General features: G+C 33.0%; 13 protein-coding genes. 3 read left to right on the plus strand and 10 right to left on the minus strand.

Features of this window, described 5'->3' with window-relative positions; genetic code table 11:
• Nucleotides 1–246 (minus strand): transposase (locus tag ACEN33_RS01470; RefSeq protein WP_407094427.1); only part of this gene is annotated, 246 nt, incomplete at its 3' end.
• A 130-nt stretch (nucleotides 247–376) separates the two neighbouring features.
• Between ACEN33_RS01470 and ACEN33_RS01475 the strand changes: the two genes are divergently transcribed.
• Genes ACEN33_RS01475 through ACEN33_RS01485 form a run of 3 tightly spaced genes read left to right on the plus strand, consistent with a single transcriptional unit; the run spans nucleotide 377 to nucleotide 2427 of the window.
• Nucleotides 377–967, plus strand: coding sequence for an ECF transporter S component (locus ACEN33_RS01475; protein WP_407090141.1), 591 nt, complete (start codon nucleotides 377–379; stop codon nucleotides 965–967).
• A 60-nt stretch (nucleotides 968–1027) separates the two neighbouring features.
• Nucleotides 1028–1564: a helix-turn-helix domain-containing protein gene (locus ACEN33_RS01480; protein ID WP_407090140.1), complete on the plus strand. Its 537-nt coding sequence runs from the start codon at nucleotides 1028–1030 to the stop codon at nucleotides 1562–1564.
• The gene (locus ACEN33_RS01485; protein WP_407094438.1) at nucleotides 1561–2427 is read left to right on the plus strand and encodes an IS3 family transposase; all 867 of its coding nucleotides are present in this window, start codon (nucleotides 1561–1563) and stop codon (nucleotides 2425–2427) included. The genes ACEN33_RS01480 and ACEN33_RS01485 overlap by 4 nt, the downstream gene beginning before the upstream one ends.
• A 69-nt stretch (nucleotides 2428–2496) precedes the next feature.
• Here ACEN33_RS01485 and nth read toward each other — a convergent pair whose 3' ends face one another.
• The 9 genes from nth to ACEN33_RS01530 all read right to left on the minus strand — a co-directional run bounded on the left by nth (nucleotide 2497) and on the right by ACEN33_RS01530 (nucleotide 11972).
• Complete coding sequence (gene nth, locus ACEN33_RS01490; RefSeq protein ID WP_407090138.1) at nucleotides 2497–3111, minus strand: endonuclease III; 615 nt, start codon at nucleotides 3109–3111, stop codon at nucleotides 2497–2499.
• Nucleotides 3112–3123: 12 nt separating this feature from the next.
• The gene (locus tag ACEN33_RS01495; RefSeq protein ID WP_407090137.1) at nucleotides 3124–3849 is read right to left on the minus strand and encodes a DnaD domain-containing protein; all 726 of its coding nucleotides are present in this window, start codon (nucleotides 3847–3849) and stop codon (nucleotides 3124–3126) included.
• An 88-nt stretch (nucleotides 3850–3937) separates the two neighbouring features.
• A complete protein-coding gene (gene asnS / locus ACEN33_RS01500) occupies nucleotides 3938–5221 on the minus strand; it encodes an asparagine--tRNA ligase (protein WP_407094439.1) in 1284 nt (427 codons plus the stop codon).
• Nucleotides 5222–5254: 33 nt separating this feature from the next.
• Nucleotides 5255–5731, minus strand: a complete 477-nt coding sequence (locus ACEN33_RS01505; protein WP_407090135.1) for a PepSY domain-containing protein — start codon at nucleotides 5729–5731, stop codon at nucleotides 5255–5257.
• A 91-nt stretch (nucleotides 5732–5822) separates the two neighbouring features.
• A complete protein-coding gene (locus ACEN33_RS01510) occupies nucleotides 5823–8357 on the minus strand; it encodes an exonuclease domain-containing protein (RefSeq protein WP_407094428.1) in 2535 nt (844 codons plus the stop codon).
• Between the two features lie 10 nt (nucleotides 8358–8367).
• Nucleotides 8368–9597, minus strand: a complete 1230-nt coding sequence (locus ACEN33_RS01515; RefSeq protein WP_407090132.1) for a CCA tRNA nucleotidyltransferase — start codon at nucleotides 9595–9597, stop codon at nucleotides 8368–8370.
• Nucleotide 9598: 1 nt separating this feature from the next.
• Nucleotides 9599–10132, minus strand: a complete 534-nt coding sequence (locus ACEN33_RS01520) for a YpiB family protein (protein ID WP_407094429.1) — start codon at nucleotides 10130–10132, stop codon at nucleotides 9599–9601.
• 4 nt (nucleotides 10133–10136) lie between these two features.
• The gene (locus tag ACEN33_RS01525) at nucleotides 10137–11471 is read right to left on the minus strand and encodes a tetratricopeptide repeat protein (protein WP_407090129.1); all 1335 of its coding nucleotides are present in this window, start codon (nucleotides 11469–11471) and stop codon (nucleotides 10137–10139) included.
• Nucleotides 11472–11696: 225 nt separating this feature from the next.
• On the minus strand, nucleotides 11697–11972 hold the full coding sequence (locus ACEN33_RS01530; protein WP_138403718.1) for an HU family DNA-binding protein: 276 nt from the start codon (nucleotides 11970–11972) through the stop codon (nucleotides 11697–11699).
• Nucleotides 11973–12091 lie beyond the last annotated feature (119 nt).

Consider the following 12091-nt stretch of genomic DNA (forward strand, 5'->3'; position numbering starts at 1 on the left):
ATTACGATCACGTGGAATCTGTAGCTTAAGTTCACCATATTCTGTTTTGACCTTACGGTCATAGGTGCCATTGCGAGAGTTACCTGAATGGAAACCAATCCGCTCATACTTCTCATAATCTAAAAAGACGGTCAATTCCGTTCTTAAGAGTGTATTTACGGCCAATTCTAGATGAGAACGAAAACATTCGTTTAAATCACCTTTTGTGGCTAGAGTCTGTAAGATATCTGTAGTAAGATTGTTCATAGGGAAGTCCTCTTTTCTGTGAATGTAGTGTGGTAACTCTATTCTACAGAAGGGGCTTCCTTTTTTCTATTTACACAAGATATTTTACACTCTCATAATAATTCACATAATAGTTATAAGGAGTTAAATAATGAAAAGTAGTTATACTAATAATAACGCAAGAAGACTAGTTATTCTAGGTCTATTTATTGCATTAATCATCATTCAAAGTTGGGTACCCTTCCTTGGCTTTATTACCATTGGGCCAATTGCAATGACTATTATTCCCATTACGGTAATATTAAGTACATTGTGGCTCAGTACTAGAGATGGTATGATTCTAGGCCTAGTTTTTGGTTTAAACTCACTTGTTCGTGCATGGCTTATTGGTAATCCGGTAGAAAGAATGATCTTCACGTCGCCTTTAGTTAGTGTTTTACCACGAATTCTTATGCCACTTCTTTTAGGTTTATGTATTAAATATATTCTTGATCGTTTTTCTGATTCTACTAAAGGTGCTGTTGCAGGCTTCATTGGTAGCATCTTAAATACGATTCTAGTTCTTGGCGCTATTGGAATCTTCAAACCTACAGAATATATTGGCGCCATAGATGGCGCAAATGTCAGTCAATTATGGCCGATTTTATGGGGAATTGTTACGGCCAATGGTATTCCAGAAGCGATTTTAGCAACAATTATTACACCCATTATCTTCATAGGGGTTAATCGCTCAAGACGTTAAAAAACAGCTTCAAAGTGTAGTGCCCCCCTGAATCCGGACATGGATTTAGGGGGTTTTTAGATGGAAAAAGAATATAATAAAGAGCTAAGATTGACGGTAGTTAAAGAAAATGAAGCAGGTGTTTCACACAAGAGTTTAGCTAAAAAATACGGTGTGGCACGTAATACAATTCAAAATTGGTGTTATCAATATCAAATGTATGGTGAGGCTGGGATTGAAAATAGCTTGTCTAAAACGAAATATAGTGGCGAATTCAAGTTATCTGTTTTAAACTATAGACACATACATCAGGTGTCTTATAGGGAAGCGGCTGAACACTTTAATATCAAACAAGGCTCCACGATTGCCAACTGGCAGAGAGCGTATGATAGTCAAGGGTTTGAAGGCTTAAATGGGGCACCGGGACGTCCAAAAAACAAAGGAGACCGTGCAATGACTCATCAAGATAAGCAACCTCGAAACCTATCACAATCTGAACTAGAAGAACTTATTGAATTAAGAGAAAAAACTATGTATTTAGAAGCGGAAAACGCGTATCTAAAAAAGTTGAAGGCCTTGATCCAGAAACAATCAAACACAAAGAAAAAACAAAAATAATTCTGGAGTTAAGGCGTGAATTCCCAGTGATTAAGCTTAATACTTGGCTTGAGTTGGTAGCCATTCCTAAGAGTTCATTCTATGAATGGAAGGCGAAATTAAATCAACCCGAGGAGGATACGGAAGAGAATACACTCATCGAAGTAATTAAAGCAATCATTGAAGCGTCAAGTCAAAGTTATGGGTATCGCAGGGTCACCTTAGCTCTAAATCAGCGAGGACGTAAAATTAATCATAAGCGTGTCTTAAGAATTATGCGAGAAAATCAGCTCTTGTGTGTGAAATTCCGCCGTAAAAGTCGTCGATATAGTTCATTCAAAGGAGAAGTTGGAACCATCGCTGATAATCATCTGGATCGCCAATTTGTTACGGAAGAACCGAATCAAGTTTGGTTGAGTGATGTGACCGAATTTAAAGTAGCCCATTCAGAAAGTAAATTGTATTTATCGCCGATCATGGATCTCTATAATGGTGAAATTATCGCGTATAGTCTCAGTCAATCTCCGACAGTTAAATTTACCAATCAATCGCTTGAAGATGCATTAACAAAGTTACCTGAGCAACACGACTTAATGGTACACACCGACCAAGGATTTCATTATCAACACTGGTCATGGGTCAAGCTACTTGAAGAAAACAATATTTGTCAGAGTATGTCCCGACGAGGGAACTGTCTAGATAATGCACCGATGGAAAACTTTTTTGGTTTATTGAAGCAAGAAATGTACTACGGTGAAACTTTCGATAGTATCGAAGAGTTAGAAGCACGAATCAGATCATATATTTACTGGTACAATCACGAACGAATTAAAACAAAACTAAACGGCCTGTCGCCTATTCAATATAGGTTACAAGCCGCTTAGTAAAAATATTCAATTAAAGTCCGTTTTTAAGGGTTCACTACAAAGTGATTTCACTTCGAAGCTGTTTTTTTATACGTCTTCTAAATATTCATAGCATTTGTTACTTCTAGCAGTACAGTAATATCTTCCGAATAGAACTAACAACTGATGTGCATGGCTCCAATATTTTTCAGGTAATTTTTCCATTAATATCTTCTCTACTTGTACGGGTGTAGCATCTTCAGGAACGATGTTTAATCTCTTGCATACTCTTTCAACATGAGTATCTACTGCAATCGCTGGTGTATCAAAAACAACTGAAAGTACAACATTTGCAGTTTTTCGTCCTACTCCAGAAAGTGACATCAAATCTTTACGGTTATCAGGGATCTTCCCATCAAATTTATCAACAATATCTTTAGCAGCACTTACTAAATACTTCGCTTTATTACGGTAAAGTCCAAGTGTTTTAATGTAGGGTTCAACTTCCTGAGCTGTGACTTGACTCATTGATTCTGGATTTGGAAAAGCTTCAAATAAGGCAGGTGCTATCTTATTCACTTGTTTATCTGTTGATTGTGCACTTAACATTACAGCAACTAGCATGTGGAAGGGATCATCATAATCTAATTCAGATTTTGCATCTGGAATTAATCGATCCATACGGTGGATAATATCAAGTACTTCTTCTGAATTTAATGTCATATGTCTCTCCTATTAATTGTTGTCCCAGTAATTAAGTGGTATTTCGATATGCTCATATTGTGAATCATCCACCATTTGTGAATTATTCTGATTATTTCGCTTCTCAAATCGCTCAATGTCCCTTTGAGCTTCTTCTGCCGTTCGAATATTTTTCTTTTCCCAATTGAGTAAAATACGATCAATGTATTTTAAACTCAATGCTTGGTTTAAAACTGCTTGTTTTAAAGCTAATTGAACTAATTTTTCATCGTATTTAGATATATTTACCCAGTCATTTAAGGTTTCTAACTCAATCTGTGTCAACTGTCTTCCAAATTCTTGTTCAAATGATGTTACAATATTTAATCCTTCATTTTTGGGAGTAGAATGGTTCTTTTTCGTATATTGTGCGCTCTGAGCACTTTGTTGGAAGTTTATCTCATCTAACTTGTCGAATAATGGTCTCAAAGTATAATGATCAGTTTGTTTGCCTTCATTATTCGGCACCAATTCGATTTCTAGGAAATCTTTATTCATAAGTTGACTTAATGTATCGCTCACTTTATGACTACTCCAACCAAGATTAATGGATATACGGTTCATATCTTCAGATAATCTTCCTCGATTGATTTGAGAAAAAATATATAATAATAAAACCATTTGATCACCGGTTAATTCAAGCTGATGGTATTGATCAAAAAGAATATTAGGTACCGACGTAAAACCGTCTTTAATCCAATCATAAGCCGTGCTTCTCATATCATCTTTAACTCCCTTCTATTAAAATTTTCCCTATAAACGCATAAAAGCCATCTGAAAATGGCTTTTACACAATAAATAATTTGTCTTATGGATATAAACGGTTTAATAATCTTGGGAATGGGGCTGTTTCTCTTATATGCTCAATTCCAGATAACCAAGCCACTACACGTTCAAGACCCATTCCAAACCCACTATGTGGTACGCTACCATAACGTGATATATCTAGGTACCATTGGTAAGCATCTAAATCTAAACCAAATTTAGTAATGTTTTCTTTCATGATTTCGTAATCATTCAAACGTTCTGAACCACCAATGATTTCACCATATCCTTCTGGAGCAATCATGTCGGCACATAAGACTGTACGAGGATCTTCTGGATTAATCTTCATGTAGAATGGTTTAATTGCTTTTGGATAATTAACAATAAAGATTGGACGATCGTATTTACTAGCGATAAATGTTTCATGAGGTGAACCAAAGTCGTCTCCCCATTCAATATCATCGAAGCCATTCTCCGTTAATAATGCAATGGCATCAGTATAAGATACACGTGGGTAAGGTAATTTCGTATATTTTTCTAACGTAGCAACATCACGTTCTAAAGTAGATAAAGCTGAACCACAATGATCAATCACATTACGTACAATAAAAGCAACATACTCTTCTTGTACTTTTAAGCTTTCCTCATGATTGTAGTTTGCCATTTCAGGTTCCATCATCCAAAATTCAATTAAATGACGACGTGTTTTTGATTTTTCTGCTCTAAACGTTGGTCCAAATGAGAATACTTTACCAAAAGCCATTGCTGCAGCTTCTAAGTATAATTGACCACTCTGTGATAAGAATGCATCTTCATCAAAGTATTTAGTATGGAATAACTCAGTTGTACCTTCAGGAGAGCTTCCTGTTAAGATAGGAGGATCCACTTTAATAAAACCACGATCATTATAGAATTCATAAGTTGCTCGAATAATTTCATTACGAATTTGCATTATAGCATGTTGTTTTGATGAACGTAACCATAAATGACGGTGATCCATTAAGAAGTCTGTTCCATGATCTTTAGGTGTAATTGGGTATTCATGACTTTCACCAATCACTTTAATTGATTCAACTAACAGTTCATAACCTAAACTTGAACGGTCATCTGTTTGGATAACACCTGTTAATTCGACACTAGTTTCTTGTCCTAAGTGTTTAACTAACTCAAAAGTCTCTTCGCCTACTTGGTTTTTTAACACGACACCTTGGAAGTACTCGTGTCCATCGCGTAATTGTAGGAATGCAATTTTCCCACTACTTCTTTTGTTTGTAACCCACGCATGAATTTTTACTTGTTTATCTATATAGTCGCCTGCTTGGCGCATTGTAATTGTATCCACAATATTCCCCCTATAATCTTAAATATTAGCGATAGTTTGAATCCATTCGCCATTTGACGCATTAATATAATAATACGATAGTGTATTATTCTCAGCTTTAAATGAAATCTCCCAAACGGGTTGCTTGCCCATCATCCCAATACGTGGTCGTAATAGTTTCGTTGGTTCATTTTCACTGAGTGTAATTGATAAGGCATCTTGATGAGATATGATATCTTGAGAAGTATAATACTGAATATCTCCTCCGTCTTGCGTAATAATTGCATATATTTGATTTCCATTTTCATCTGTAAAATCTAGTGTAAAGTAAGATTCATCAATAGTTACCCAATAGAAATCGTTAACTTCTTCGACAGTATGATCTAAAGAAACTAAATCAACAGTTTCCTCTTGAGCTTGCACCATCGAACCCATACTTTGGGAATAGATAAATAATAATGCAATAAGTACAATTAACAATATAATTGTTAATCCTGATACTACTTTACGGTTCAACGTTTGGCCTCCTTTCAAGATTACTTTCTAATTTCATGACCGTTATATAATAACATATTTTTGACGTAAATTGAATAAACACTTAATGTCGTTAGTTCAATATATTAATTTCAACCATTGACTCTAATTGATCTAATATTTCTTTTGTATAGTACTTTGTATATAAACGCTTATCCATAATATAAAGTTTTTCATTCGCATAATTATTACTAATAAAATTGATGAGGTTTTTAATTCTTTGAATCATTTGTGGTAGTAATATATCATCAAATAATTCGGTTTGATCTTTTGTTTTCTTTAGATAATGATACTTCGCTTGAATTTTAGTTTCACCTGGAGATTGAAAAGGTAAATTATATAACAGAACTGAAATTTCAGTTTGCTTATCTCCCCAAAGAAGATCTGTGAAACTTCTTTCTCTAAGAATAACAATAACTTTTTCAGTTTCATGAATCCGCCTTCTAATTCGATTTAAACTACCTGTTATGGACTCAGCTAAGATATGATAATCTTTAGAAATTTCATCATTAAGAATTAACTTATGGAACAAATCCGAAACTAAAAACTGATTCGGCATAATAATTATTATTTTGTCACCTAACATCTTTCGATCACTATTTATAAAGTCAGATAAATCAGAAATTCGTGTGGCATTATCTTCACCTTGAATAAATTCAACAGGATGATTTATGATGTGTTTATTTTCTTTAAACAATGTTGGGAGTTTTAAATAATCGAAGGCCACATCCAATTGAATCCAATTGGAATCTCCAGTCATTCTAGAATTATAATAGTTTCCTGAACTAACTAATAATGCACTTTGCATTTCAAGTAGCCAAGTAAGACTTTCTTTCTTAATACGAATAGGCTTCACTTGAATAGAAATATTATAAAATTTATTATTGACTCGTGTTGCACTGATTGTCATATAATTGTTTTCGTCATTCATCAAATTCATTTGTTCTAGTTGGTTTATGAAGCGATGTAAAAGTAGCACTGGTTGATTAATTTTCTTCACCTTTTCAGACTCAGCATCTAATTGCTTATAAAAACTAGCTAATTTATCTCTAATCCTATTGGCAAAGTCCATGATCTTATTCGCGTCATCGGATTCAATATTCACGAAAGTTTGAACTTTTTCTTGTTGAATTTTATTATCAAATGATTCTTCTTTTAATATATTGCTGATTATCGAAATCAAATTATTACTTAAGTCTCTCATCGATTGAATCTCTTTGCTTAAATGAACAATATACTGATTATCACTGTAAACTTGTTGTATATCATCGAATAAATTAAGTAATTGATTATTTAAATCACTCAATTCAATATTCCTTTGTTGAATAAAGCGAGCAGAATCAATAAAAGAATTAACATTACCTATAATTAATTTTCGACTGAATAAATACTCTATTTGTTCTCTGTTTTTTAGCATCATACTGTGCAAATTAACGTCATAAGTTATAATAATATTTGCTTTTTTAGCATACTCAATTACTTGATGAAAATTCGAATGATTCTTGACTAATAAGTCCTTTGTCTGATGTTTGCTTAATAAATTTTTAATAGACAATTCTTTATTTATTTCGCTAAAATCGCCAAATTTTGAAAATGATTGCCAATGTATAGATGCCGCTATTACGAGTAATTCCTGTTGATTATTACGTTTAAAATTATATTGAAGAATATAATTTTCGAAAGCTTTTTCATGTAAATAATTTCCTTGTGACTTTAATAAAGCTATCTTTTCTAATGATGTGTGATTTACAATCAAGTCATTCCAATAATTCGATTCATCTAACGTTGGAAAAGATAATAAATAACGTCCCTCTTTTAAAATCGTTTCATTAAATATCACATCATATGGAATGGGACGATGCGTATCTTCTAACACAGCAAAAGGATGGTTTTGCCATTTTTCATTTATAAATTCAGAAAGGGTTAGGTTCTGTTTAGGTAAGTTTTCCCCTTCTAAATTTACTTTTGTCCTTTTGACACTAACTATCTCGTTTAAAATAAACTTATCTGGATTAGTAAAAAATTCTATTTCATTATATCTCAGGTTCCTTAAGAAAGGTTCCATTCGACTAAGAGTCTCAATCGGAATCTTTTTCGCAATTTTAGCTAACTCACTCATAATATCAACAGTGATTAATGCATCTGAATAGGCATCATGAGCTTCACTGTATTCTAAATTAAAATGACGACTTAAATCAGTTAAATTAAACCCGATTGCAGTTGGAACGATAATTTTCGCAAGAACTACTGAATCTAAAGCGACAGGATTAAAATCCAGATCAAATCTTTCAAAACTTTCTTTAAGTATACGTAAGTCAAAGCCTAAATTATGAGCAATAAAGACACAATCTTTGAGTCTCTCATGCCATAAAGTTGCTACACTATTAAATTGTGGTGCATTCACCACATCTTCTTCTTTGATGCCTGTTAACTTAGCAATGTGATCTGGAATCTCGCGATTAGGATTTATTAACATCGAATATGTATTAACAATATTGCCATCAGATATAATAATTGCTCCTATTTGGATGATTCGGTCACCCTCGTCAATATTTGGACCTGTCGTTTCAATATCAACGATTGCAATTTTATTCTTTAACCTAGGCATACAAACACTCCTAATCTATACTGCCTCTATTTTTTATATAAGTTTCAATCATACTATAAGTATTTTCTAGTTCCATTTCAATAATTAATCGTTCTATCTTATCTAACCATGCCCCAATTTCTGGACCGCCTTTTTTAAGATTAAGGATTGTCATAACATCTTTTCCATTAACGGCTATATCTTTTTTGCTTTTAATAGGTAATGCGTTGTAGATATCAGCGACAAATTTATGGTCTAAAAATTGAGTTTCAAATAAAAAGTCTTCAACAAGTTGAACATTCAAGTAGTCATAATTGTAAACTTCCCAACTTGTGACTAGTTCTTCTTTAAAGTAGTCAAACAATTGAATCATTTGGATCACATCTTTAATAAATGCATTACTGTGTGTCCATTCTTTTAAGAAACTTCTGATTGTTTCTGGCTGAATGATTCCCATGTGCTTTAGCATTCTAGCCCAAACTAAACGCTCATCTCGTAAATTATTGGAGATGTTTTCAAAATCTTTACTTAATTCAGTCATGACTATTTTTGCTGACGCTTGCGTAAACCCAGGCAAATAATCGGCTAAGCCTGTGTTGACGAGTAACTGAGCTTTATCTGCAAATGAATTCCCTAGTAAAAATTTACTAAATTCAATTCTGATTCGTTCAATTGAAATATGTTGTAAATTTGCTTTTAAAGTTTGAATCGCTTTAAATGACTCTTCTTCTATCTCAAAACCTAGTTGAGAGGCGAATCGAATCGCTCTCATCATTCTTAAAGCATCTTCTAAGAAGCGCTCTTGTGCATTACCAACACATCTGATTAGATGGTCATTTAAATCCTTCAAACCACCGTGGTAGTCATATAATTCGCCTTGACGGTCAAATGCCATCGCATTAATTGTAAAATCACGTCTTAATGTGTCTTCTCTTAAATTTCGAACAAAATTTACTTCCTCTGGCCGTCTAAAATCAGTATAGTCGCCTTCCGTTCTAAAGGTTGTTATCTCATAAGGTGCTTTATCAACAACGACTACAATCGTACCGTGTTCTTTCCCGACATCAAATGTAATTGGAAACATGGCTTCAACTTCTTCTGGTCTTGCACTGCTTGCAATATCAATGTCGTTAATTTTTTTATTTAATAATGTATCTCTTACACAACCCCCAACAAAATAAGCCTCATGCCCATGAGACTCAATTTGTCCTAATACAGGAATTGCTTCTTGAAATAATGGATCTGTCAGTGATACAAACATATTATTCACCTTTCAATTTTTCAATTTGTGTTAAATAATAACTCACTTTATCAAAGTCGTATTTCTCTAATGCGGTATTTAAACCTTTATTTAATAAAGATAGTTTCGTTTCCAATGAAATTTGATATAGACCGTCTTCTAAGTCCACCAAAAATTGTAGATTTCCTGGGATATACGGATTATCTTCAAAAACATCAAATCTGTATAGCTGTTGATAAAGGTGGGGAATATCCAATTCAACATAAAAATCTTGCTTTGAAAAACGATGGTTCAAGCGAATATCATGAAAGGCTTGGTCGCTTAAAGTATAACTTAACTGATCTTTATAATAAATAAAAGGCAGTTTTGTATTCGAATTAAAGGAAATGTAAATTCCACGCGGAGCGTACTTTGCCCCTTCAGAAAATAGTATATTATTCATTAGCTCAGAATTTGTTGATAGAAATTGCAATAAATAATTCACAGATGGATTAGAATGTTGGTAATTTGAAATTAACCATTTTAAAAATTGTCTTTTCCTTTCATTTCTCTCCATTTTCTTACTCCCATTCTTTATATTCATCTAAATCAGAAAAGTCATTTTTAGACTGTATTTCTTTACTCAAAGCTTTCAATTTTGGTATATCATAAAACGTATTATTATATTGATTGATGACTTCTAATGCCTTCTCTACTTCTTTATTCGTAAAATAAAAGTTAGCTAGACGGAAAGCTAATTCCTCGTGAGGTAGTAAATAATCAAGCGCACTTAAATAATCTTCTTCTGCTTTATCTTTAAGACCTAAAGCTTCATAAACAATCGCAAAGTGATAACTCATATATTCATGATCAATTTGTTGCCCTTCAAATACTCGTAAATAATGTAAGGCTTGTGCCGCATCACTTTTACCTAAGTAATAATTTACGATAATGTTAATTGCCAAATAAAAATCTTCGCTATTATCAATTAAGTTTGTATAATCGATGAGCTTTTCAATGATGTCATCATTTAAATGATCCAAATCATCGGCTACTGTTGCTATGTTTAATATCATTGGATCTAAGGGTGGTATTGTTTTGGCTGACCATGTTAATTCTTTATATAAATTAGATTTCTGTCCAGTTGTTTTGTATAAATCAATTAAAAGGATTGAATAATTTATATTATCTGAATCTTTTTGTAGTGCTTTTTTAGCGTAATCAATTGCTTTATCGAATTGAAATAATGACTTATACACATTAGCAAATACAAAGAACTCATCTTCTGTTTCTAGTGGAATTCGCTCGTCTTTTTCGAGTTTTTCAACAGCTGCTAAATCAATAATTTCTTTTAAAGACTCAACTTCAACTAATTTCAGTCGAACATCACGGATATTTTCATAATCATCTAAATACTCATACACCGCTCTATAATAACTTTCTGCTTGCCTAATATTTCGCTGTTCTAAGTAAATATCTCCTAAATCTTCATAGGCTTCTCCTAGTGTCGGATAGCTTTTAATAATCTGGCGATACATATCAATCGCTTCAGTATGACGATTTAAATTTTTAAGTAATCTTGCTTCCAATAATTTGAGTTCAGGATCTTCATTGTCAGATTTCGCTAAATCTAACCAATAAAAGTACGCCTTGTCATAGGCTTCATATTGGTACAATTTGTTCACAATTTGCTTAGCATATTTTTTATATCTTTTTAATTCAAATAATTCAATTAATACAGTCAATCCTTGATCGACTGATCCCGTTTTAAATAGTATATCAGCTAAGCTTTCAAGTGCGGGTATATAACTACTATCTTCACTCGCTCTTTCTATATAATCAATAATAACTAACCGTTGTTCTTCAATGGTATCTACATTGCCTAATTCTTCTAAAATCTCATCTAGGATTGTCATTATCAAACCCTCCTTTACTCATTCTTATTTATTATACCACCGACATGTATTGTTGCCAAAATTAATCGGCGAATAATTGAATATTATGTGTCGTATATTTAAATTGGAAGGAATAAACAAAATATGTAATATTAAAATATTTAGTCCGCAATTGGTCCGCAGAACGTCCTAAACCCAAAAATAAAACCCCTAAAGCCTTGTGGCTCTAGGGGTTAAAAGCTTAAATTATTTTACAGCTTCTTTTAATGCTTTACCAGCTTTGAATCCTGGTACTTTACTTGCTGGAATTTGAATTTCTTCTCCAGTTTGTGGGTTACGACCTTTACGAGCAGCTCTATCACGAACTTCAAATGTACCGAATCCGATAACTTGAACTTTATCGCCAGAAGCTAAAGTTTCTTCGATTGTTTCGAATAAGGCTTCAACCGCTGCTGTTACGTCTTTCTTAGTTAAGTTAGTTTTTTCTGCTACTTTTTCTACTAATTGTGCTTTATTTGCCATTAGTATTCCTCCTTATATAAATCCTCATATTTGAGATATTTGAAATATACGACATCTCTTTAACGGATATTTCATTTATAAGAATAACACATAAAAGCTTATAATACAACGTTTTACAC

Origin of the sequence: Ruoffia sp. FAM 24228 (assembly GCF_045528575.1) — a bacterium.
Classification (GTDB): Bacteria; Bacillota; Bacilli; order Lactobacillales; family Aerococcaceae; genus Ruoffia; species Ruoffia halotolerans.

Coding starts and splice junctions, on each gene's coding strand:
- ACEN33_RS01510 (WP_407094428.1), bottom strand. CDS start 8,357: ATGCCTAGGTTAAAGAATAAAATTGCAATCGTTGATATTGAAACGACA.
- nth (WP_407090138.1), bottom strand. CDS start 3,111: ATGACATTAAATTCAGAAGAAGTACTTGATATTATCCACCGTATGGAT.
- ACEN33_RS01525 (WP_407090129.1), bottom strand. CDS start 11,471: ATGACAATCCTAGATGAGATTTTAGAAGAATTAGGCAATGTAGATACC.
- asnS (WP_407094439.1), bottom strand. CDS start 5,221: ATGCGCCAAGCAGGCGACTATATAGATAAACAAGTAAAAATTCATGCG.
- ACEN33_RS01530 (WP_138403718.1), bottom strand. CDS start 11,972: ATGGCAAATAAAGCACAATTAGTAGAAAAAGTAGCAGAAAAAACTAAC.
- ACEN33_RS01475 (WP_407090141.1), top strand. CDS start 377: ATGAAAAGTAGTTATACTAATAATAACGCAAGAAGACTAGTTATTCTA.
- ACEN33_RS01520 (WP_407094429.1), bottom strand. CDS start 10,132: ATGGAGAGAAATGAAAGGAAAAGACAATTTTTAAAATGGTTAATTTCA.
- ACEN33_RS01480 (WP_407090140.1), top strand. CDS start 1,028: ATGGAAAAAGAATATAATAAAGAGCTAAGATTGACGGTAGTTAAAGAA.
- ACEN33_RS01515 (WP_407090132.1), bottom strand. CDS start 9,597: ATGTTTGTATCACTGACAGATCCATTATTTCAAGAAGCAATTCCTGTA.
- ACEN33_RS01495 (WP_407090137.1), bottom strand. CDS start 3,849: ATGAGAAGCACGGCTTATGATTGGATTAAAGACGGTTTTACGTCGGTA.